A 20,591-nucleotide genomic window follows, 5' to 3' on the forward strand; every position below is an offset into this window, starting at 1 on the left:
CCCTGCACCAGCGTGCAGCGCCCTGCGTCCAGGTGCGCCTGGATCGTCGCCGGGTTGCCCGCGTACGTCAGCTTGTCCAGGACCACCACCGGCTCCGGCACCTCGCCCGGCCGCTCCGAAGCCTGCTTGTCGAACCAGTGATGAACGAAGTTGCCGCCGATGAAGCCGGCGGCGCCGGTGATGAGGATCATGGGATGAGGACGCTCTGGTGGATCGGGATGAAAATCCCGCAGATTGTCACTCACCCGGGTTACATCTTCCGCGACAAGACTGAAGTTAACGTTCAGTTTCGTCCGTAAGTGTCCTCATAGCGAACGATGTCGTCCTCGCCCAGGTAGGAGCCCGACTGCACCTCGATGATCTCCAGCGGCACCTTGCCCGGGTTGGCCAGGCGGTGCACCTGCCCCAGCGGGATGTAGGTCGACTGGTTCTCGCTCAGCATCAGCACCTTGTCGCCGTTGGTGATCTCGGCCGTGCCGGTCACCACGATCCAGTGCTCGGCACGGTGGTGGTGCATCTGCAGGCTCAGCGAGGCCCCCGGCTTGACCATGATGCGCTTGACCTGGAAGCGCGGACCGGCGTCGATCGAGTCGTACCAGCCCCAGGGCCGATGCACCTTGCGGTGCAGCGTGTGCTCGGTGCGTCCACCCTTCTCCAGCTGCGCGACGATCTTCTTGACCTCCTGGCTGCGGCTGCGGTCGGCCACCATCACCGCGTCGGCCGTCTCCACCACCACCAGGTTCTCGACGCCCACCACGCTCACCAGCCGACCGCTCGAGTGCACCAGCGTGTCGCGGCTGTCCTTGGCGATCACGTCGCCGACGCAGGCGTTGCCGTGCTCGTCCTTGCCCGACACCTGCCAGACCGCCTCCCAGGCCCCCAGGTCGTTCCAGCCCGCGCTCAGCGGCACCATGCGGATGTCGAACTCGCTGCCCGGGCAGCGCTCCATCACCGCGTAGTCCACCGATTCCGACGGCACCGCCGCGAACTCCGCCTTGCCCGGCCGCACGAACTGCGCATCGCACTGGCGCGGCGCCCAGGCCGCCTTCACCGCCTCGGCGATGTCCGGCCGGAAGGTCTGCAGCGCCTTCATCCACACCGAGGCCCGCAGCACGAACATGCCGCTGTTCCAGAAGTAGCCGCCCTCGGCCAGATAGCGCTCGGCGGTCGCCAGGTCCGGCTTCTCGACGAACTGCGCCACCCGCGCCGCGCCCAGCTCCGGCAGCGTGCGGATGTAGCCGTAGCCCGTCTCCGGCGCGTCCGGCGTGATGCCCAGGATCACCACCAGGCCGTCGGCCGCCAGCCGCACCGCCTGGCGCAGCGCCTCCGCATACGCCGCCTCGTCGGTCACCGTCTGGTCCGCCGGCGTCACCACCAGCACCGGATCCTGTCCGCCCTCGAGCGCCTGCAGCGCCGCCAGCGTCAGCGCCGGCGCCGTGTTGCGCCCGGCCGGCTCCAGCACCACCGCCGAGGGCATCTGGCGCACTTCGCGCAGCTGGTCCAGCGCCAGGAAGCGGTGCTCCTCGTTGCCCACCACCAGCGGCGCCGCCGGCACGATGTCCGCCGCCGCCAGCCCCGCCAGGCGCAGCGCCGCCTCCTGGAACAGGCTGCGGTTGCTGTCGCCCAGCACCAGGAACTGCTTCGGATAGCCCGCGCGCGACAGCGGCCACAGCCGCGTGCCGCTGCCGCCGGCCATGATCACGGGCTGCACGGAGATGGGGGTAGAGGAGGTCTGGCTCATGGAAGGCAGGTCAGAAGAGGTTGAAAAGGTTCAGAAGAGAGATCGACGGCCGGCACGACGGCGTCCGGAGGAAGTCCGGTGGACGCCCGGCGAACCGCGCGGATCGATTCTCCGGGATTGTGCTTAGGGATTTCCGCAACGGTCCCGTCCTTTGGTGCAAGCGGCGTGCCCGATCGTGTCGGATCGTGGCAATTTGCCGGATCGGACCGGGCCGCGGCCCGCAGGTCGCCGGCGAGCGCGTGGGCAATTCACGTCGCGGCCACCGGCCGGCCCTGCAACCGCGGGATAATCGCGAGGTGATGACGCACCAACCTGAAGACGCCGTGACCGCCCCGCCCCCCGAGGCCGTCGCCGCCCCCGCCCGTTTCGACACCCTGCCGCTGGACGCCAAGCTGCTGCGGGCGATCGTCGACGCCGGCTACGAGACGATGACCCCGATCCAGGCCAAGGCGATCCCGATCGTCCTGGAGAACCGCGACGTGATGGGCGCGGCGCAGACCGGCACCGGCAAGACGGCCGCCTTCTCGCTGCCGCTGCTGCAGAAGATGATGCGCCACGAGAACGCCAGCGCCTCGCCCGCACGCCACCCGGTGCGCGCGCTGGTGCTGGCCCCGACGCGCGAGCTGGCCGACCAGGTCGCCGTCAATGTCAAGACCTACGCCAGGCACAGCCAGCTGCGCGTGGCCTGCGTCTTCGGCGGCGTCGACATGAACCCGCAGACGGCCGAGCTCAAGCGCGGCGTCGAGGTGCTGATCGCCACGCCGGGCCGGCTGCTCGACCACATCCAGCTGAAGAACTGCAACCTCGGCCAGGTCGAGTACGTCGTGCTCGACGAGGCCGACCGCATGCTCGACATCGGCTTCCTGCCCGACCTGCAGCGCATCCTGAGCTACCTGCCGAAGGCACGCCAGACGCTGCTGTTCTCGGCCACCTTCTCGCCCGAGATCAAGAAGCTGGCGCAGAGCTACCTGCAGGACCCGATCCTGGTCGAGGTGGCGCGCCCGAACGCGACCGCCTCGACGGTGGAGCAGCGCTTCTACGAGGTCGCCGACGAGGACAAGCGCCGCACCGTCGTGCAGATCCTGCGCCAGCGCGAGATCCGCCAGGCCATCGTCTTCGTCAACTCCAAGCTGGGCGCGGCCCGGCTGGCGCGCTCCTTCGAGCGCGACGGTCTGCGCACCGCGGCGCTGCACGGCGACAAGTCGCAGGACGAGCGCCTGAAGTCGCTGGCCGCCTTCAAGGCCGGCGAGGTCGACCTGCTGGTGGCCACCGACGTGGCCGCACGCGGCATCGACATCGCCGACCTGCCCGCGGTCTTCAACTTCGACGTGCCCTTCAACGCCGAGGACTATGTGCACCGCATCGGCCGCACCGGCCGCGCCGGCGCCTCGGGCATCGCGATCACGCTGGCCACCCGCGACGACGCTCGCCTGGTGGGCGACATCGAGAAGCTGATCAAGCGCAAGATCGAGCTCGAGCCCTTCGTCATCGAGGACGACCGCCCGCGCCGGCGCCGCCGCGACGACGAGGAGCGCCCGCCGCGCCGCGCGCCCGAGGAGGACGCCGGCACGGCCAGCCCCGTCGCCAGCCGACCGGCCTTCAGCCCGCCGCCGCGGGCCCCGCGCGCCGCACCGAAGGACCCGTTCTTCGACCAGCCCTACGAGCCGGATCCGAACGCCTCGCCGGTGTGGGAGAAGCAGGCCGCCGCGCCGGCCGTGCCGGGAGCGCGCAGCTCGATCTCGCGCTTCATCAAGCCCAAGCGCAAGGTCGCCGCGCTGCTCGGCGGCAAGGTTCCGACCTGAAGACCTGCGGCCGCCGGCATGGCGGCCCAGGCCACGGCCCCGCTCAGGCCAGGAAGGCGAACACCGCCGGCACGTCGCCGGGCAGCTCCGGCGGCGACGCGCGCCACTGCGCGACCCGCAGCGTGCGGGTCGACCCGCCCTCCAGCGTCAGCCCGCAGCTGATGCTCAGCCAGGTCTGCGGGTTGAGCGCGGCCAGCAGCGCCTGCGCCATCGCGGCGTTGCGGTAGGGCGTCTCGATCAGCAGCTGCGTCTGCTGCCAGCGCTTCGAATGCGCTTCCAGGTCGCGCAGGCGCCGGGTGCGCTCGGCCGCGTCGGTCGGCAGGTAGCCGACGAAGGCGAAGCTCTGGCCGTTGAGGCCGCTGGCGGCCACTGCCAGGATCAGCGAACTCGGCCCCGACAGCGGCATCACCGTGATGCCGTGGGCATGCGCCACCCGCACCAGCTCGGCGCCGGGATCGGCCACCGCGGGCAGCCCCGCCTCCGACACCAGACCGACGTCGTGCCCGGCCAGCGCCGGCGCGAGCAGCCCGGCCCAGTCGGGCGCCTGCGCCTTCGGGTCGACGCGGCCCTTGGGCGGGCGCGGCAGCTCGCGGATCGAGAGCGCCTGCAGCGGCTGCACCAGCGGCACCACCGCATCCACCCGCTTGAGCAGCGCCCGCGCGCTGCGCGCGTTCTCCGCCACCCAGTGCGACAGGCCGGCCGCCACGCGGATCGCGCCCAGCGGCAGCACCTGCTGCAGATCGGGCACCGGCTGGCCCTCGCGCAGCGTGCCCAGGTCGAGCGTGTTGGGCACCAGCCAGAGGCGGCCCTTCGGCCCGTGGTTCGACGTCGTGCTCATGCGCCCCCTCCATGCCCGGCCAGAACGGCCAGCGCGTCGAGTCCGGCCGCGCGCAGCAGGGCAGAGGTCACGATCAGCGGCAGCCCGACCAGCGCGGTCGGATCATCCGACTCGATCGCGTCGAGCAGCGTGATGCCCAGCGTCTCGCACTTGGCGCTGCCGGCGCAGTCGTAGGGCTGCTCCAGCCGCAGGTAGGTCTCGATCTCGACCTCGCTGAGCGGGCGCACCCGCACCGTCACCGGCACGCGGCGCACCGCCTCGAAGCCGGTGTCATGGCGCAGCACCGCCACCGCGGTGTGGAAGACCACGCTGCGGCCGCGCATCGCGCGCAGCTGCGCGACAGCAGCCTCGTGGTGGCCGGGCTTGCCGATCGGCCGGCCGTCGAGCTCGGCGACCTGGTCGGAGCCGATGACGATGGCCTGCGGATGGAGGGCGGCGACCGCGCGCGCCTTGGCCAGCGCGAGCCGCTCGCTCAGCGCGGCCGGCGTCTCGCCGGGCTGCGGCGTCTCGTCGACCTCAGGCGCGCGGACCTCGAAGGGCAGGCGCAGCCGCGCCAGCAGCTCGCGCCGATAGCGCGAGGTCGACGCCAGCACCAGCGTCGGCAGCGTCGCGCCGGAAACAGGAAGGGAAATGTCGGACATGGCGGGATTGTGGCCGCGGTGACCGCCGATGGCGCGGCCCGTACACTGCGCGCCATGAAAGCACGCGAATTCAAGCCCCGCCGCCTCGACGTGCGGGCCTTCATCGAGTCCGGCGAGCCGCTCGGCGGCGAGGAGCCGCTGGCCGGCTTCGAGCGCCTGGTCGAGATCCAGCATGCGGACATCGACGCGGCGACGCGGCCGCCGGTGCGCTGGCAGGCCGAAGGCGAGCTGCGCCCGCGTCGCGGCGCCGAGCCGGAGCTGTGGCTGCACCTGAGCGGCGAGGTCACGCTGGCCCTGCCCTGCCAGCGCTGCCTCGAGCCGGTCGACACCGACATCGACTTCGAGCGCAGCTTCCTGTTCGTCGCCAGCGAGGACCGGGCCGCCGAACTGGACGCCGACAGCGAGGACGACGTGCTGGCGCTGAGCCGCAGCTTCGACCTGCTCGAGCTGGTCGAGGACGAGCTGCTGATGGAGATGCCGCCGGTGCCGCTGCACGAGACCTGCCCGGTCGAGGTCGAGCTCGACCGCGGCGAGGCGCTGCCCCCGGGCCTGCCGGCCGACGAGGCGGGCGCCGCGCCGACCGATGCCCCGCCCTCCGCCTCCGAGCGTCCGAACCCGTTTGCGGTGCTGGCCAGGCTGCGCCGCGGCAGCGACGACGACACCGGATCGACCGGCTGAAGCGCGTCGCCACGGCCGTGCCGGCGCGGCGTGGCCGCAACACCGCAGAGTCCGCACTCACCCCGAATCAGGGGCATTGAGGTCTCGCGGCCGGTGCGTGCTACAATCGAAAGCTTTTCCAATCGGAAAACCAGGATTCAGGAGTCTCAACATGGCCGTCCAGCAAAACAAGAAGTCGCCGTCGAAGCGTGGCATGCACCGTTCGCACAATGCCCTGACCACCCCGGGCACCGCGGTCGAGTCGACCACCGGCGAAATCCATCTGCGTCACCACATCAGCCCGACCGGCTTCTACCGTGGCCGCAAGGTCCTGAAGACCAAGGCCGACGCCTGAGTCTTCGCGAGGCCGGCGACATGTCGCGCCGCCCAGGCGCGGCGCCGGCGCCGCACTGACATCGAATCCGCCCTGCCTTGAACGACACGACCCGCCCGGTCCGACTGTCGGTGGACTGCATGGGGGGCGATCACGGCCCTTCCGTGACGCTGCCCGCATGCCGCTCCTTCCTCGACCGACATCCCGACGCCGAGCTGGTGCTCGTCGGCACGGCGCAGGCGCTCGCGCCTGCCTCGGGCTGGGCGCGATGCCACATCGTGACCGCCTCCGAGATCGTCGAGATGGACGATCCGGTCGAGGTCGCGCTGCGCAAGAAGCGCGACTCGTCGATGCGCGTGGCCATCCAGCAGGTCAAGCCTGACGGGAATGGCGTGACGATGGCCGACGCCTGCGTCTCCGCAGGCAACACCGGCGCGCTGATGGCGGTGGCCCGCTATCTGCTGAAGACCCTGGACGGCATCGATCGGCCGGCCATCGCCAGCGTCATGCCCAACCAGCTCGACGGGTTCACGACCATGCTCGACCTCGGGGCGAACGTGGACTGCAGCGCCGAGCACCTGCTGCAGTTCGCGGTGATGGGCAGCGCGCTTGTCGCCGCCGTCGACGGCAAGGAGGCCCCGACCGTGGGCCTGCTCAACATCGGCGAGGAAGTGATCAAGGGCAACGAGACGATCAAGCGGGCGGGCGAACTGCTGCGCGCCGTCTCCGCGGCCGGCCACATCAACTTCCACGGCAACGTCGAGGGCAACGACATCTTCAAGGGCACGACCGACCTCGTCGTCTGCGACGGCTTCGTCGGCAATGTCGCGCTGAAGACCGCCGAAGGCCTGGCCGGCATGATCACCAGCTTCCTGAAGCAGGAGTTCACCCGCACGCCGCTGACCAAGATGGTGGCGATGCTGGCGATGCCGATGCTCAAGCGCTTCTCGCGGCGGCTCGATCACCGCCGCTTCAACGGCGCGGCGCTGCTGGGTCTGCGCGGGCTGGTGTTCAAGAGCCACGGCTCGGCCGATGCGCTGGCCTTCGAGAACGCGCTGAATCGGGCGTATGATGCCGCCCGCAACCGCCTGCTCGACCGGGTGCACGATCGGATCCTCGCCACGCTGCAGGCCCTGCCCGGTGCCGGCGCGGCGACGACGCCCGAGCCCCCGGCGGCCCGTCACGCCGCATGACCACCCCCACACCCCGCCATTCGCGCATTTCCGGCACCGGCAGTGCGCTGCCTCCGCAACGTCTGAGCAATGCCGATCTGGTCGCCCGCCTGGCGGCCGACGGCATCGAGAGCTCGGACGAGTGGATCGTCGATCGCACCGGCATCCGTGCCCGCCATTTCGTCGACGAGACGCAGAACGCCAGCGACCTGGCGACCGAGGCGGCCCGGCATGCGCTCGAGGCGGCCCGGCTCACCGGCGCGGACATCGACCTGATCATCGTCGCGACCTCGACGCCGGACATGGTCTTTCCGTCGACCGCGACCATCGTGCAGCGCAAGCTCGGCATCCAGCACGGCTGCCCGGCCTTCGACGTGCAGGCGGTGTGCTCGGGCTTCGTCTACGCGCTGACCGTCGCCGACGCGATGGTGCGCGCCGGCGGCGTGCGCAACGCGCTGGTCATCGGCGCGGAAGTGTTCTCGCGCATTCTCGACTTCAAGGACCGCACCACCTGCGTGCTGTTCGGCGACGGCGCCGGCGCCGTGGTGCTGTCGGCCTCCGACACGCCCGGCATCCTGGCCACCGACCTGCATGCCGACGGGCGACACCTGGACATCCTGTGCGTTCCCGGCACCGTCTCGGGCGGCCAGATCCTGGGCTCGCCGCTGCTGCGCATGGACGGCCAGGCCGTCTTCAAGCTCGCCGTCGGCGTGCTGGAGAAGACCGCGCGCGCCAGCCTCGAGAAGGCCGGCCGCACCGAGGCCGACATCGACTGGCTGATCCCGCACCAGGCCAACATCCGCATCATGCAGGGCACCGCCCGCAAGCTGAAGCTGCCGCTGGAGAAGGTGATCGTCACCGTCGACCAGCACGGCAACACCTCGGCGGCGTCGATCCCGCTGGCGCTGGACGCCGGCGTGCGCGACGGCCGCATCCGCCGCGGCGAGACGCTGCTGCTCGAGGGCGTCGGCGGCGGCTTCACCTGGGGTTCGGTGCTGCTGGACTTCTGATGCCCGGGCGGCATCGGCAGCGGGCCGACGCGCCCGCATCCGCACCGCCCTCCTCCCTCCTCAAACGGAACATCACCACACCATGACCGCGTTCGCCTTCGTGTTCCCCGGCCAGGGGTCGCAGTCGGTGGGCATGCTCTCGGCCTGGGGCGACCACCCCGCCGTGCGTGCCACCCTCGAAGAAGCCAGTGCTGCCCTCGGCGAGGACGTCGCCCGCCTGATCGGCGAGGGCCCGAAGGAGGCGCTGGACCTGACCACCAACACCCAGCCGGTCATGCTGACCGCCGGCATCGCCAACTACCGCGCGTGGCTGGCCGAGGGTGGCGCGGCACCAGCGATCGTCGCCGGCCACTCGCTGGGCGAGTACACCGCGCTGGTGGCCGCCGGCAGCCTGACGCTGGCGGACGCGCTGCCGCTGGTGCGCCTGCGCGCCCAGGCCATGCAGGACGCGGTGCCGGTCGGCACCGGCGGCATGGCCGCGATCCTGGGCCTGGACGCCGCCACGGTGCGCGAGGGCTGCGCCAAGGCAGCGGCCGAATCGGGCGAAGTGGTCGAGGCCGTCAACTTCAACGATCCGAAGCAGACCGTCATCGCCGGCTCCAAGGCCGGCGTCGAGGCGGGCTGCGTCGTGCTGAAGGCCCTGGGCGCCAAGCGCGCGCTGCCGCTGCCGGTGTCCGCGCCCTTCCACTCCAGCCTGATGAAGCCGGCGGCCGAGCGTCTGCGCGAACGTCTGGCCTCGATCACGATCCAGGCGCCGCAGATCCCGGTGCTGAACAACATCGACGTCGCCACGCCGACCGACGCGGACGCGATCCGCGACGCGCTCTACCGCCAGGCCTTCGGCCCGGTGCGCTGGGTCGAGCTGGTGGGCGCGCTGAAGGCGCGCGGCATGACCCATGTGGTCGAATGCGGCCCCGGCAAGGTGCTCGCCGGCATGGTCAAGCGCATCGACGCCGAACTCGCCTCCGCCACGATCCTCGATCCGGTCACCCTGGCCGAAGTCAAGACCCTGCTCGCATGAACGCTCCCGCCCAAGCTCAACAGGTTGCTCTCGTCACCGGCGCCAGCCGCGGCATCGGCCGCGCGATCGCGCTGCTGCTGGCCGAGCGCGGCTTCAAGGTCATCGGCACCGCCACCAGCGACAGCGGCTCGGCCGCGATCGGCGAGGCGCTGGCCCCGTTCGGCGGCCTGGGCCTGACGCTCAACGTCACCGACGCGGCTGCGCTGGACGCCGCGATCGACGGCATCGTCAAGCAGCATGGCGGCCTGCACGTGCTGGTCAACAACGCCGGCATCACCCGCGACACGCTGGCGATGCGCCTGAAGGACGACGACTGGGACGCGGTGATCGACACCAACCTGAAGTCGGTCTTCCGCGCCTGCCGCGCCGCGATCAAGCCGATGATGAAGCAGCGCTTCGGCCGCATCGTCAACATCACCTCGGTGGTGGGCGCCTCGGGCAACCCGGGCCAGGCCAACTACTGCGCCTCCAAGGCCGGCGTGGCGGGCATGACCCGCTCGCTGGCCCAGGAACTGGGCAGCCGCAACATCACCGTCAACTGCGTGGCCCCCGGCTTCATCGCGACCGACATGACCGAAGTGCTGCCGGAAGCGCAGAAGAACGCGCTGCTGGCCAAGATCCCGCTGGGCCGCCTGGGCTCGCCGCAGGACATCGCCGAGGCGGTGGCCTTCCTGGCCTCGCCGGCCGCCGGCTACATCACCGGCACCGAGCTGCATGTCAACGGCGGCATGTACATGAACTGATGTCCGGATGATCCGTCTCTGCCCTGCGCGGATCATCGGGACGGGCCTTCAGTGAATTGCCTCACGAAGCCCTTAGAATCGCAGGCTGTTTTTGCACCAACCCTCTCGGAGGAGAGAAATGAGCGACATCGAAGCACGCGTCAAGAAGATCATTGCCGAACAACTCGGTGTGGCCGAGGATGATGTGACCCCCGAGAAGGCGTTCGTCGCCGATCTGGGCGCCGACTCGCTGGACACCGTCGAGCTGGTGATGGCTCTGGAAGACGAGTTCGGCATCGAGATCCCGGACGAGGAAGCCGAGAAGATCACCACCGTCCAGGCCGCGATCGACTACGCCAAGGCCAACCAGGCCAAGGCCTGACGCGTCACACGCGCCAGAGCCCGCGAGTCCTCCCCATCCCCAACCGACCGCATTCCGCATCCGCATGACCCGTCGCCGCATCGTCGTGACCGGTCTGGGCCTCGTCACCCCGGTGGGCAACACCGTGGACGAGTCCTGGGCCAACATCGTCGCCGGAAAGTCCGGCATCGACCACGTCACCCGTTTCGACGCATCGAACCTGTCGGTGCGCTTCGCGGGTGAGGTCAAGGGATTCCGGATCGATGACTACATCCCGGCCAAGGAAGCGCGTCACATGGACGCCTTCATCCACTACGGCATCGCAGCCTCGCTGCAGGCCGTGAAGGATGCCGGGCTGCCCACCGGCGAGGCGCTGAGCGAGGAATTCGCCGAGCGCATCGCGGTGATGGTCGGTTCGGGGATCGGCGGACTGCCGATGATCGAGAACACGCACGACGAATACCGCGACCGTGGCCCGCGCCGCATCTCGCCGTTCTTCGTCCCGGCGTCGATCATCAACATGATTTCCGGGCACGTCTCCATCCAGTGCGGCTTCAAGGGCCCGAACCTGGCGCTGGTGACGGCCTGCACGACCGGCCTGCACAGCATCGGCATGGCCGCGCGCATGATCGAGCGCGGCGACGCCGACGTCGTCGTCGCCGGCGGCGCCGAGTCGACCGTCTCGCCGCTGGGCATGGGCGGCTTCGCCGCGGCCCGTGCGCTGTCCACCCGCAACGACGACCCGGCCACCGCGTCGCGTCCGTGGGACAAGGACCGCGACGGCTTCGTGCTCGGCGAGGGCGCCGGCGTCGTGGTGCTCGAGGACTACGAGCACGCGAAGAAGCGCGGCGCGAAGATCTATGCCGAGGTCTCGGGCTTCGGCATGAGCGGCGACGCCTATCACATGACCGCCCCGAACGTCGACGGCCCGCGCCGCTCGATGCAGATGGCGCTGCGCGACGCCGGCATCAACGCCGACGAGGTCCAGATGGTCAACGCGCACGGCACCTCGACGCCGCTGGGCGACCTCAACGAGACCAACGCGATCAAGCTGGCCTTCGGCGATCACGCCAGGAAGCTGGTGGTCAACTCGACCAAGTCGATGACCGGCCACCTGCTGGGCGGCGCCGGCGGCATCGAGACCGTCTTCACCGCGCTGGCGCTGCATCACCAGATCGCGCCGCCGACGATCAACCTCTTCAACCAGGATCCGGAGTGCGATCTCGACTACTGCGCGAACACCGCGCGCGAGATGCGCATCGACGTCGCCGTGAAGAACAACTTCGGCTTCGGCGGCACCAACGGCACCCTGGTCCTGCGGCGCGTCTGAGCGACGCCCGCACCCTCACGGTCCGCCACGGCGATGGCACGCTCCCGAGCGTCATCGCCCGCCGCGCTGATCCTGCGCACCGACGCGCGTGCGCCGCAGGCCGTGCGCCTGCTGCTGCGGCTGTCGCTGCTGACGCTGGCAGGCTGGAGCCTGTGGCATCTGCATCACGGCGACACACCGCCGCTGCTGCCGCTGTCGGCAACGCTGCTGGCCTGGGCGATCGCCCGGCTGCGGCTCGCGCCGATGCTGCGCGACGTCCCGTCCGGCGAGCCGCTGCGGCTGGAGCCGGCCGCCCCGCCAGCCGATGCCTCGGCCGAGGCCCTGCCGCTCTGGCAGCTCGACGGCCGTGCCGGCACGCTCGACTGCATCGCCGATGCCGGCGACTGGATGCTGCTGCGCCACCGCGCCGCGACCGGCGGATCGCGCCGCTGGCTGGCGCTGGCGCGACGCGACCAGCCCGCGCAGTGGCACCGGCTGCGCTGCGCGGTGCATGCCGGGCCGCCGGGTGTCGCGCGCGCCTCGCCTTCCCCCTTGCCTTGCGCTGATCGATGAGCGACGACACCGATCAACAGCTGGTCGAGCGCGTCCGCCAGGGCGACGTGCAGGCCTTCGAGATGCTGGTGGTGAAGTACCAGCGCCGCATCGAGCGCCTGATCGGCCGCTTCGTGCGCGATGTGGACCTGGTGCCCGACATCGCGCAGGAAACCTTCATCCGTGCCTACCGCGCGATCCCCCAGTTCCGGGGGGAGAGCGCGTTCTACACCTGGCTCTACCGCATCGCGGTCAACACCGCGAAGAAGGCGCTGGCCGACCTGCGCCGCGATCCGGTGATGACCGACAGCGCGCTGGCCGCCGCGAGCCAGGACGACGAGGGAACCGAACGGCGCGAACACGAACTAAGCCATGACGAGACGCCCGAGGCGGTCATGGCCAGTCGCGAGATCGCCGACACGGTCAACGCCGCGATCGAGGCGCTGCCCGACGACCTGCGCCAGGCCATCCTGCTGCGCGAGGTCGAAGGCCTCTCGTACGACGAGATTGCCCTGGCGATGGCCTGTCCGATCGGCACCGTGCGCTCGCGCATCTTCCGCGCGCGCGAAGCGATTGCCACCCGGCTGAGGCCTCTGCTGGATACGAAACAGGGCCGGCGCTGGTGACGCGCGGCCTGGCCTGGAGTGACTGATGAGCGAACCTGACCTGCCTTCGGAACGGACCCGCGCACGGGAACGCCTGTCGGCGCTGATGGACGGCGAGGCCGACCGCGAGCTGATCGCCGCGGTCTGCAGCCAGTGGCGGCAGGACGAGGATGACCGCGCGCAGTGGCATGCCTACCACCTGATCGGCGACGTGCTGCGCTCCGAGGACCTCGGCCGGCGCAGCACGGGCGACGCGGCCTTCCTGGCGGGCGTGCGCGAGCGGCTCGCGCGCGAGCCGGTGGTGCTGGCGCCGCTGGCCCGGCCGCAGGACGACGCCGCCGGGATCGAGGCCAGGCCGGCCGTGGCCGTCGGGCAGCGCCGCGGGGTCGTCGACCTGCCGGTGCGGCGCTCGCCGATGCTGCGCATGCGCCGCTGGGCCGCGCCGGTCGGCATGGCCGCCGGGGTCGCGCTGGTGGCCGGCGCCGTGCTGGTGACGCGCCCCGGCGCGCTGCCCGGCAACGAGCTTGTGAGCTCGCCGGTGCCGGCCTCGGCCGCCGTGCTGGCGAACGCGACGCAGCCGGTGCAGGTCAGCGGCCCCTCGACGGCCGAGGGCGACAACGCCGACATGATCCGCTACGTCAATGCCCACCAGCAGTACCACGGCGGAGCCATCCTGGCGCCGGCCGCGGGCTACCTGCGCAGCACCTCCTACGAGCCGGTGCCGGCCCGCTGACGCCCGATCCGGGCCCGATCCATCCATGAGGACCAGCCTTCACGCGGGCACCACCCGCACGGCCGCGGCCGCGCTGCTCAGCGGCGCGCTGCTGGCCCCGGCCGCCCCCGCGCTGGCCGCCAGCGCGCCGGCGCCGGCCCCGGCCGTCACGACCGGCTCGGCCGCGATCACCGACCTGGCCGCGCTGATGCGGCGCATCCAGGACGCCGGACTGCAGCAGAACTACATCGGCACCTATGTCACCAGCAGCGCCGGCACGCTGAGCAGCTCGCGCATCACGCACTACTGCGACGGCCGCGAGCAGATCGAGCGCATCGAGGCGCTCGACGGCCAGATGCGCCGCGTCTTCCGCCACAACGACACCATCCATGTGCTGTGGCCGGCCGCGCGCACCGCGCTGATCGAGCAGCGCGACCTGATCGGACGCTTCCCGCAGCCGGCCACGCCGGTGGAGTCCGCGCGTCTGGCCGATGTCTACGATCTGGTCGCCGAGCCGGACGACCGCGTCGCCGGGCTCGACGCCCAGGTGGTCACGCTGCGCCCGCGCGACGGCATGCGCTATGCCCGCCGGCTCTGGATCGAGCGCCGCACCGGGCTGCTGCTGCGCTCGGACCTGCTCGGCGAACGCGGCGAGCCGCTGGAGTCGACCGCGTTCAGCGAGCTGCAGATCGGCGTGAAGCCGCAGCCGCAGCAGCTGCTGCAGGACATGGCGCGGCTGGACGGCTACCACGTCAGCCGGCCTGTCTACCAGTCCAGCGACCTCGGCAGCGAGGGCTGGGCGCTGCGCCAGCCGGTGCCCGGCTTCAGCGCGCAGCGCGTGGTGCGCCGGCCGATGTCGCCGGGACACGGCGCGCGCCCGACGCCGGCCACGCTGCCGGCCTCCGACGCCACGGCCGCCGCCGGCGACGAGACCGTGCTGCAGGCCATCTACAGCGACGGGCTGACGCATGTCTCGATCTTCATCGAACCGCACTCGCCCGGCGCTCACCGGCGCGAGACGCCGATGACCGTCGGCAGCACCAGCGCGCTGAGCCGGCGCGTCGGCGACTGGTGGATCACCGCGGTCGGGGCGGTGCCGCCCGCCACGCTGCAGCAGTTCACCAGCGGCCTCGAGCGCCGACGCCGCCCCTGACACCGCACCGGGCCGGCGTCGCCGGCCGATCGACCGACTCCTTCCGCCCTCCTCTCCTCGTCCTCCAGAAGACCTCCGCGCGATGAAACACGACGATTCCCGCCCGAGCTCCTCGACCCCCGACCCGGCCCCCGGGCTTCGCCCCGTGCCGCAGCGCTCTCCCGCGCGGCGCTGGATGGCGGCCGGTGCCGCGCTGATCGGCGCCGGGGCGCTGACGACGCTGCTGGTGTCGCACCATGACGCCACCGCACAGGCGAGCGCAGCGACCGCGACCTCGCTGGCCGCCGCCACGGCCACGACCGCGATCGCCGGCCAGAGCGCGGCCGCGGCCCGCGGCCTGCCCGACTTCGCCGATCTGGTCGAGCAGGTCGGCCCGGCGGTGGTCAATATCCGCACCACCGCGAAGGTCGCGACCGCCGCGCGCGGACAGGGCGGCCCGGACGAGGAAATGCAGGAATTCTTCCGGCGCTTCTTCGGCGTGCCCATTCCGCGCCGCGGCCAGCCCCAGCCGCAGCAGCCCGACGGCGAGGACGGCGAGAACGCGCCGCGCGGCGTCGGCTCGGGCTTCATCGTCTCGGCCGACGGCCTGGTGATGACCAACGCGCATGTCGTCGACGGCGCCGACGAGGTCGTCGTGCGGCTGACCGACAAGCGCGAGTTCAAGGCGCGTGTCGTCGGCGCGGACAAGCGCACCGACGTCGCGGTGCTCAAGATCGAGGCCGGCGGCCTGCCCACCGTGCGCTTCGGCGACGTGAGCCGGCTGCGCGTGGGCGAATGGGTCATCGCGATCGGCTCGCCCTTCGACCTCGACAACACCGTCACCGCCGGCATCGTCAGCGCCAAGGCGCGCGACACCGGCGAGATGCTGCCCTTCATCCAGACCGACGTCGCGATCAATCCCGGCAACTCGGGCGGCCCGCTGATCAACATGCGCGGCGAGGTGGTGGGCATCAACTCGCAGATCTACAGCCGCTCGGGCGGCTACATGGGCATCTCCTTCGCGATCCCGATCGACGAGGCCAACCGCGTGGCCGACCAGCTCAAGGCCGGCGGGCGGGTGGTGCGCGGGCGCATCGGCGTGCAGATCGGCGAGGTGACCAAGGACGTGGCCGAATCGCTCGGCCTGGCCAAGGCGGCCGGCGCGCTGGTGCGCTCGGTCGAGCCCGGCAGCCCGGCCGAGAAGGCCGGCCTGGAGGCCGGCGACATCGTCACCCGCTTCGACGGCAAGGCGGTCGAGAAGTGGAACGACCTGCCGCGCCTGGTCGGCAACACGAAGCCCGGCACGAAGTCGACGCTGCAGGTCTGGCGCCGCGGCACCACCCGCGACCTGGGCGTGACGGTGGCCGAGCTCGAGCCCGAGACCCGCCCGGCGATGTCGCGCGGCGGCAAGGCCGAGCCGAAGGCGCCGGCCGCCGGCGCTGCCTCCAGCGTGCTGGGCCTGACGGTGGGCGACCTCGGCGCCGAGCAGCGCCGCCAGGCGCGGGTGCGCGGCGGCGTGCTGATCGAGTCCGTCGACGGTCCCGCGGCGCGGGCCGGCCTGCGCGAGGGCGACCTGATCCTGGCGCTGGGCAACACCGAGATCACGGACGCGCGCCAGTTCGACGGCCTGGTCGCTCGGCTCGACCGCGCCCGGCCGGTCAGCCTGCTGGTGCGGCGCGAGGACGTCGCGCAGTACGTCGTGATCCGCCCGAACGCCCGCTGATCCGCCCGCCTCCGCTCCCGCGAACGCAGGCCGGCGACGCGGCCGTCACGGTCGTGCGCGGGGGTTTTGGCTACAATCGTCGGCTGACCGGGCGTCCCTGCCCCTTGAATGCCTGTCGGAAGGCGCGTCATCGCTCGGACGACGCGCCTTTTTTCGTTGCGCGCTCCGCCCGCGCGACCGCCCCTGCCGCGCCGGCCGGAGTCGACGAAGCGCCCCTCCACGCCATGGACCACATCAGAAACTTCTCCATCATCGCCCACATCGACCACGGCAAGAGCACGCTGGCGGATCGGCTGATCCACCGCTGCGGCGGCCTGAGCGACCGCGAGATGGAAGCCCAGGTGCTCGACTCGATGGACATCGAGCGCGAGCGCGGCATCACCATCAAGGCGCAGACCGCCGCCCTCCAGTACACGGCCAAGGACGGCAAGGTCTACAACCTGAACCTGATCGACACGCCGGGACACGTCGACTTCTCCTACGAGGTCAGCCGCTCGCTGTCGGCCTGCGAAGGCGCGCTGCTGGTGGTCGACGCCAGCCAGGGCGTCGAGGCCCAGACGGTGGCCAACTGCTACACCGCGCTCGACCTGGGCGTCGAGGTGGTGCCGGTCCTGAACAAGATGGATCTGGCCTCGGCCGATCCGGACAACGCCAAGGCCGAGATCGAGGACGTGATCGGCATCGACGCGACCGACGGCATCCCCTGCTCGGCCAAGACCGGCATGGGCATCGACGAGATCCTCGAAGCCGTCATCACCCGCATGCCGCCGCCGAAGGGCGATCCGGACGGCCCGCCGCGCGCGATGATCATCGACGCCTGGTTCGACAACTACGTCGGCGTCGTGATGCTGGTGCGCGTGGTCGACGGCTCGCTGCACAAGAACGAGCGCATCCGCCTGATGGCGACCAACACGGTCTATCCGATCGACCACCTGGGCGTCTTCACCCCCAAGAGCGAGAACCGCGACTGCCTGCGCGCCGGCGAGGTGGGCTTCCTGATCTGCGGCATCAAGGAGCTGGCCTCGGCCAAGGTCGGCGACACGGTGACGCTGGACAAGAAGCTGCCCAACAACGCCGGCCCCGCCACCGAGGCCCTGCCCGGCTTCAAGGAGATCCAGCCGCAGGTCTTCGCCGGCCTCTACCCGTCGGAGTCGAGCGAGTACGAGCAGCTGCGCGACGCGCTGGAGAAGCTCAAGCTCAACGACAGCTCGCTGCGCTTCGAGCCCGAGGTCAGCCAGGCGCTGGGCTTCGGCTTCCGCTGCGGCTTCCTGGGCCTGCTGCACATGGAGATCGTGCAGGAGCGCCTGGAGCGCGAGTTCGACCAGGATCTGGTCACCACCGCCCCGAGCGTGGTCTACGAGGTCGAGCTGAACGACGGCACGGTGCTGGAGGTCGAGAACCCCAGCAAGATGCCCGACGTCGGCCGCATCAGGGAGATCCGCGAGCCCATCGTCACGGTGCACCTGTACATGCCGCAGGACTACGTCGGCCCGGTGATGACGCTGGCCAACCAGAAGCGCGGCGTGCAGATGAACATGGCCTACCACGGCAAGCAGGTCATGCTGACCTACGAGCTGCCGCTGGCCGAGATCGTGCTGGACTTCTTCGACAAGCTGAAGTCCGTCAGCCGCGGCTACGCCTCGATGGACTACGAGTTCAAGGAATACCGCGCCGCCGACGTGGTCAAGGTCGACATCATGATCAACGGCGACCGGGTCGATCCGCTGGCCATGATCGTGCACCGCTCGCAGTCGCAGTTCCGCGGCCGCGCGGTGGCGGCCAAGATGCGCACGCTGATCCCGCGCCAGATGTACGACGTGGCCATCCAGGCCTCGATCGGCGCGAACATCATCGCCCGCGAGGACGTCAAGGCGCTGCGCAAGAACGTGCTGGCAAAATGCTATGGCGGCGACATCACCCGCAAGCGCAAGCTGCTCGAGAAGCAGAAGGCGGGCAAGAAGCGCATGAAGCAGATCGGCTCGGTGGAGGTGCCGCAGGAGGCCTTCCTCGCGATCCTGCAGGTGGACGACTGACCCCGCCTGCCGGCGCGGCTCGCGTCGCGCCGCTCATCCTGCACAACCCGACACCGGACCATCGATGGGACCTCTCACCGGCATTCTCTACGGCCTGCTCGCGTTCTACGGTGCGGGCTGGTACCTCGGCAAGTGGAATGGCAACTTCTCGCTGCTGCTGTTCATCCTGACCGTCGTGACGATGGGCTACTGGCTGGCCGAGCGCTTCGTCTTCCTGCCGCGGCGGCTCTCGGCCGCGGCGGCGCTGACGCGCCAGGACGGCGAGCGCCGCGCCGAGCTGGCCCGCCAGGGCATCGACAAGGTCGACTCCGACGTCGATTCGGCGCGCCAGCGCATCCTTGCCCAGCCCTGGTGGCTGGACTGGACCGCCGGGCTGTTCCCGGTGATCCTGATGGTGTTCGTGCTGCGCTCCTTCCTGTTCGAGCCCTTCAAGATCCCCTCGGGCTCGATGATCCCGACGCTGGAGATCGGCGACCTGATCCTGGTGAACAAGTTCCACTACGGCGTGCGCCTGCCGGTGATCAACAAGAAGATCATCGAGAACAACGAGGTGCGACGCGGCGACGTGATGGTCTTCCGCTACCCGGTCGACCCGAGCATCGACTTCATCAAGCGGGTGGTCGGCGTTCCCGGCGACGAGGTCGCCTACATCAACCAGAAGCTCTACATCAACGGCAAGATGCTCGCGCTCGAGCAGCTCGAGGACTACTACGACGAGGACCGCCGCACCTACTCGCGCCAGTTCCGCGAGCAGCTCGGCGAGGTCGGTCACCGCATCCTGGTCGACCCGTCGCTGCCCTCGAGCTACGGCATGCGCGCGCGCAGCTTCCCTGGTTCGGAAAACTGTCGTTACACCGCCGAGGGCGTCACCTGCAAGGTTCCCGCGGGACACTACTTCATGATGGGCGACAACCGCGACAACTCCGAGGACTCCCGCTTCTGGGGCTTCGTTCCTGACGAGAACATCGTCGGTCGCGCCTTCTTCGTCTGGATGAACTTCGGCAGCATCAAGCGCATCGGACCTTTCCACTGACCTGAAGAACCTGCCTGCGGGACGGCGGCCGCATCGGCCGCGGCGACCCGCCGCCATCGAGGAGCCTGCATCCGATGAACGTCCGTCTTCCGCATTCGCAACGCGGCATCACCCTGATCGGCCTGATCTTCTGGGCCGTGCTGCTGTCCTCGGCCGCGCTGCTGACGATGCGCGTGCTGCCGACCGTCAACGAGTTCTTCACGATCCGGCGCGTGGTCACTCGCATCGCCGCCTCCGGCAGCGCCACCGTCCCGGGCATCCGCGCGGAATTTGACCGCGCGCGGGACATCGAGTATTCCATCCAGTCGATCAGCGGCAAGGATCTCGATGTCACGAAGGAAAATGACCGCATCGTCATCAGCTTCGCCTACGACAAGGAGATCGACCTGTTCGGTCCGGTGGCGCTGCTGATCAAGTACCGCGGCCGATCGCAGTAAAAAGGTCCGACCTTGAATCCGTCCCTCGAAGCCTTCTCGCAGCATCTGGGCCACAGCTTCCGCCAGCGGGAGCTGCTGGCCCTGGCGCTGACGCACCGCAGCTACGGCGCCGACCACAACGAGCGTCTCGAGTTCCTCGGCGACGCGGTGCTGAACCTCGCCGTCTCGGACCTGCTGTTCGACCAGTACGACGACTCGCCCGAAGGCGAGCTGACGCGCATCCGCGCCCACCTGGTGCGCCAGGACATGCTGCACCGCATCGCGCTGTCGCTGGGCGTGCCGGCGATGCTGCGCCTGTCCGAGGGCGAGGCCCGCGGCGGCGGCGCCCAGCGCCCGTCCATCCTCGCCGACGCGATGGAGGCCATCATCGGCGCGGTCTACCGCGATGCCGGCTTCGAGGCCGCCGAGGCGCTGGTGCGCCGGCTGTTCGCGCCGCTGATCTCCGAGACCGCGACGCAGGCCTGGGCCAAGGACGCCAAGACGCAGCTGCAGGAATGGCTGCAGGCGCGTCGCCACAGCGTGCCCGAATACCGCATCGAAGCCACCCGCGGCCGCGCCCACGACCAGACCTTCATCGTCGTCTGCTCGGCCGCCAGCCATGGCGTCGAGGCGCGCGGCGAAGGCCGCTCGCGCCGCGCCGCCGAGCAGGAAGCCGCCCGCCTCGTCCTGGAGCGGCTCAGCGCCGAACACGAATGACCCTTCCGAACGAACCGAACCTTCCCGACTCCGAATCCGAGAACGAGACCGCCGACGGCG

General features: G+C 70.6%; 22 protein-coding genes. 18 read left to right on the forward strand and 4 right to left on the reverse strand.

What is annotated here, in order from left to right; translation table 11 throughout:
* Both HNQ01_RS15545 and HNQ01_RS15550 read right to left on the reverse strand, forming a co-directional pair.
* Window positions 1-191 (reverse strand): NAD-dependent epimerase/dehydratase family protein (locus HNQ01_RS15545; protein ID WP_173806339.1); only part of this gene is annotated, 191 nt, incomplete at its 3' end.
* Window positions 192-283: 92 nt separating this feature from the next.
* A complete protein-coding gene (locus HNQ01_RS15550) occupies window positions 284-1,696 on the reverse strand; it encodes a mannose-1-phosphate guanylyltransferase/mannose-6-phosphate isomerase (RefSeq protein ID WP_173806437.1) in 1,413 nt (470 codons plus the stop codon).
* Window positions 1,697-2,040: 344 nt separating this feature from the next.
* On the opposite strand from HNQ01_RS15550, the gene HNQ01_RS15555 reads away from it, so the two are divergent.
* Window positions 2,041-3,543 carry a DEAD/DEAH box helicase gene (locus HNQ01_RS15555; protein WP_173806340.1) on the forward strand — a complete coding sequence of 501 codons (1,503 nt, stop codon included), beginning with the start codon at window positions 2,041-2,043 and terminating at the stop codon, window positions 3,541-3,543.
* A gap of 43 nt (window positions 3,544-3,586) precedes the next feature.
* Here HNQ01_RS15555 and HNQ01_RS15560 read toward each other — a convergent pair whose 3' ends face one another.
* Together HNQ01_RS15560 and HNQ01_RS15565 are read right to left on the reverse strand one after the other, a co-directional pair.
* The gene (locus HNQ01_RS15560; RefSeq protein ID WP_173806341.1) at window positions 3,587-4,381 is read right to left on the reverse strand and encodes an SAM-dependent methyltransferase; all 795 of its coding nucleotides are present in this window, start codon (window positions 4,379-4,381) and stop codon (window positions 3,587-3,589) included.
* Window positions 4,378-5,022: a Maf family nucleotide pyrophosphatase gene (locus HNQ01_RS15565; protein WP_173806342.1), complete on the reverse strand. Its 645-nt coding sequence runs from the start codon at window positions 5,020-5,022 to the stop codon at window positions 4,378-4,380. Before HNQ01_RS15565 ends, HNQ01_RS15560 begins: the two co-directional genes overlap by 4 nt.
* Window positions 5,023-5,076: 54 nt before the next feature.
* Here HNQ01_RS15565 and HNQ01_RS15570 point away from each other — a divergent pair, with 54 nt between their 5' ends.
* The 17 genes from HNQ01_RS15570 to rnc all read left to right on the forward strand — a co-directional run bounded on the left by HNQ01_RS15570 (window position 5,077) and on the right by rnc (window position 20,531).
* Window positions 5,077-5,700, forward strand: a complete 624-nt coding sequence (locus HNQ01_RS15570; RefSeq protein ID WP_173806343.1) for a YceD family protein — start codon at window positions 5,077-5,079, stop codon at window positions 5,698-5,700.
* Between the two features lie 151 nt (window positions 5,701-5,851).
* On the forward strand, window positions 5,852-6,034 hold the full coding sequence (gene rpmF / locus HNQ01_RS15575) for a 50S ribosomal protein L32 (RefSeq protein ID WP_149504480.1): 183 nt from the start codon (window positions 5,852-5,854) through the stop codon (window positions 6,032-6,034).
* Between the two features lie 77 nt (window positions 6,035-6,111).
* A complete protein-coding gene (plsX, locus tag HNQ01_RS15580; protein ID WP_286180872.1) occupies window positions 6,112-7,206 on the forward strand; it encodes a phosphate acyltransferase PlsX in 1,095 nt (364 codons plus the stop codon).
* Entirely contained in the window at window positions 7,203-8,195 is a 993-nt protein-coding gene (locus HNQ01_RS15585) for a beta-ketoacyl-ACP synthase III (RefSeq protein WP_173806344.1), read from the forward strand. The genes plsX and HNQ01_RS15585 overlap by 4 nt, the downstream gene beginning before the upstream one ends.
* An 82-nt stretch (window positions 8,196-8,277) precedes the next feature.
* Window positions 8,278-9,216, forward strand: a complete 939-nt coding sequence (fabD, locus tag HNQ01_RS15590) for an ACP S-malonyltransferase (RefSeq protein WP_173806345.1) — start codon at window positions 8,278-8,280, stop codon at window positions 9,214-9,216.
* Entirely contained in the window at window positions 9,213-9,959 is a 747-nt protein-coding gene (gene fabG, locus HNQ01_RS15595) for a 3-oxoacyl-ACP reductase FabG (RefSeq protein ID WP_173806346.1), read from the forward strand. The genes fabD and fabG overlap by 4 nt, the downstream gene beginning before the upstream one ends.
* 118 nt (window positions 9,960-10,077) lie before the next feature.
* Window positions 10,078-10,320: an acyl carrier protein gene (acpP, locus tag HNQ01_RS15600; RefSeq protein WP_173806347.1), complete on the forward strand. Its 243-nt coding sequence runs from the start codon at window positions 10,078-10,080 to the stop codon at window positions 10,318-10,320.
* A gap of 64 nt (window positions 10,321-10,384) precedes the next feature.
* The gene (fabF, locus tag HNQ01_RS15605; protein WP_173806348.1) at window positions 10,385-11,629 is read left to right on the forward strand and encodes a beta-ketoacyl-ACP synthase II; all 1,245 of its coding nucleotides are present in this window, start codon (window positions 10,385-10,387) and stop codon (window positions 11,627-11,629) included.
* Between the two features lie 33 nt (window positions 11,630-11,662).
* Window positions 11,663-12,181, forward strand: a complete 519-nt coding sequence (locus HNQ01_RS15610) for a hypothetical protein (RefSeq protein WP_173806349.1) — start codon at window positions 11,663-11,665, stop codon at window positions 12,179-12,181.
* Entirely contained in the window at window positions 12,178-12,786 is a 609-nt protein-coding gene (gene rpoE / locus HNQ01_RS15615) for an RNA polymerase sigma factor RpoE (protein ID WP_173806350.1), read from the forward strand. The genes HNQ01_RS15610 and rpoE overlap by 4 nt, the downstream gene beginning before the upstream one ends.
* A 25-nt stretch (window positions 12,787-12,811) precedes the next feature.
* Window positions 12,812-13,498 carry a sigma-E factor negative regulatory protein gene (locus HNQ01_RS15620; protein ID WP_173806351.1) on the forward strand — a complete coding sequence of 229 codons (687 nt, stop codon included), beginning with the start codon at window positions 12,812-12,814 and terminating at the stop codon, window positions 13,496-13,498.
* 25 nt (window positions 13,499-13,523) lie between these two features.
* Window positions 13,524-14,630: a MucB/RseB C-terminal domain-containing protein gene (locus HNQ01_RS15625; protein WP_173806352.1), complete on the forward strand. Its 1,107-nt coding sequence runs from the start codon at window positions 13,524-13,526 to the stop codon at window positions 14,628-14,630.
* A 175-nt stretch (window positions 14,631-14,805) separates the two neighbouring features.
* The gene (locus tag HNQ01_RS15630) at window positions 14,806-16,332 is read left to right on the forward strand and encodes a DegQ family serine endoprotease (RefSeq protein WP_173806439.1); all 1,527 of its coding nucleotides are present in this window, start codon (window positions 14,806-14,808) and stop codon (window positions 16,330-16,332) included.
* A gap of 224 nt (window positions 16,333-16,556) precedes the next feature.
* Complete coding sequence (gene lepA / locus HNQ01_RS15635) at window positions 16,557-18,365, forward strand: translation elongation factor 4 (RefSeq protein WP_173806353.1); 1,809 nt, start codon at window positions 16,557-16,559, stop codon at window positions 18,363-18,365.
* 64 nt (window positions 18,366-18,429) lie between these two features.
* Window positions 18,430-19,398 (forward strand): signal peptidase I, encoded by a 969-nt coding sequence (gene lepB, locus HNQ01_RS15640; RefSeq protein WP_173806354.1) that lies wholly within the window; start codon window positions 18,430-18,432, stop codon window positions 19,396-19,398.
* A gap of 74 nt (window positions 19,399-19,472) precedes the next feature.
* Window positions 19,473-19,835: a DUF4845 domain-containing protein gene (locus HNQ01_RS15645; RefSeq protein WP_173806355.1), complete on the forward strand. Its 363-nt coding sequence runs from the start codon at window positions 19,473-19,475 to the stop codon at window positions 19,833-19,835.
* A 12-nt stretch (window positions 19,836-19,847) separates the two neighbouring features.
* Entirely contained in the window at window positions 19,848-20,531 is a 684-nt protein-coding gene (gene rnc / locus HNQ01_RS15650; RefSeq protein ID WP_173806356.1) for a ribonuclease III, read from the forward strand.
* Window positions 20,532-20,591: the final 60 nt, after the last annotated feature.

Origin of the sequence: Sphaerotilus uruguayifluvii, assembly GCF_013294065.1 — a bacterium.
Taxonomy (GTDB): domain Bacteria; phylum Pseudomonadota; class Gammaproteobacteria; order Burkholderiales; family Burkholderiaceae_C; genus Sphaerotilus; species Sphaerotilus uruguayifluvii.

Excerpts from the sequence above, each read along its gene's own strand:
- acpP (WP_173806347.1), top strand. The coding sequence starts at position 10,078 with ATGAGCGACATCGAAGCACGCGTCAAGAAGATCATTGCCGAACAACTC.
- HNQ01_RS15610 (WP_173806349.1), top strand. The coding sequence starts at position 11,663 with ATGGCACGCTCCCGAGCGTCATCGCCCGCCGCGCTGATCCTGCGCACC.
- HNQ01_RS15585 (WP_173806344.1), top strand. The coding sequence starts at position 7,203 with ATGACCACCCCCACACCCCGCCATTCGCGCATTTCCGGCACCGGCAGT.
- HNQ01_RS15630 (WP_173806439.1), top strand. The coding sequence starts at position 14,806 with ATGGCGGCCGGTGCCGCGCTGATCGGCGCCGGGGCGCTGACGACGCTG.
- rpmF (WP_149504480.1), top strand. The coding sequence starts at position 5,852 with ATGGCCGTCCAGCAAAACAAGAAGTCGCCGTCGAAGCGTGGCATGCAC.
- HNQ01_RS15555 (WP_173806340.1), top strand. The coding sequence starts at position 2,041 with ATGACGCACCAACCTGAAGACGCCGTGACCGCCCCGCCCCCCGAGGCC.
- HNQ01_RS15550 (WP_173806437.1), bottom strand. The coding sequence starts at position 1,696 with ATGGCCGGCGGCAGCGGCACGCGGCTGTGGCCGCTGTCGCGCGCGGGC.
- HNQ01_RS15565 (WP_173806342.1), bottom strand. The coding sequence starts at position 5,022 with ATGTCCGACATTTCCCTTCCTGTTTCCGGCGCGACGCTGCCGACGCTG.
- fabF (WP_173806348.1), top strand. The coding sequence starts at position 10,385 with ATGACCCGTCGCCGCATCGTCGTGACCGGTCTGGGCCTCGTCACCCCG.
- lepB (WP_173806354.1), top strand. The coding sequence starts at position 18,430 with ATGGGACCTCTCACCGGCATTCTCTACGGCCTGCTCGCGTTCTACGGT.
- HNQ01_RS15570 (WP_173806343.1), top strand. The coding sequence starts at position 5,077 with ATGAAAGCACGCGAATTCAAGCCCCGCCGCCTCGACGTGCGGGCCTTC.
- HNQ01_RS15560 (WP_173806341.1), bottom strand. The coding sequence starts at position 4,381 with ATGAGCACGACGTCGAACCACGGGCCGAAGGGCCGCCTCTGGCTGGTG.
- fabG (WP_173806346.1), top strand. The coding sequence starts at position 9,213 with ATGAACGCTCCCGCCCAAGCTCAACAGGTTGCTCTCGTCACCGGCGCC.
- fabD (WP_173806345.1), top strand. The coding sequence starts at position 8,278 with ATGACCGCGTTCGCCTTCGTGTTCCCCGGCCAGGGGTCGCAGTCGGTG.
- HNQ01_RS15625 (WP_173806352.1), top strand. The coding sequence starts at position 13,524 with ATGAGGACCAGCCTTCACGCGGGCACCACCCGCACGGCCGCGGCCGCG.
- lepA (WP_173806353.1), top strand. The coding sequence starts at position 16,557 with ATGGACCACATCAGAAACTTCTCCATCATCGCCCACATCGACCACGGC.
- HNQ01_RS15620 (WP_173806351.1), top strand. The coding sequence starts at position 12,812 with ATGAGCGAACCTGACCTGCCTTCGGAACGGACCCGCGCACGGGAACGC.
- rpoE (WP_173806350.1), top strand. The coding sequence starts at position 12,178 with ATGAGCGACGACACCGATCAACAGCTGGTCGAGCGCGTCCGCCAGGGC.
- HNQ01_RS15645 (WP_173806355.1), top strand. The coding sequence starts at position 19,473 with ATGAACGTCCGTCTTCCGCATTCGCAACGCGGCATCACCCTGATCGGC.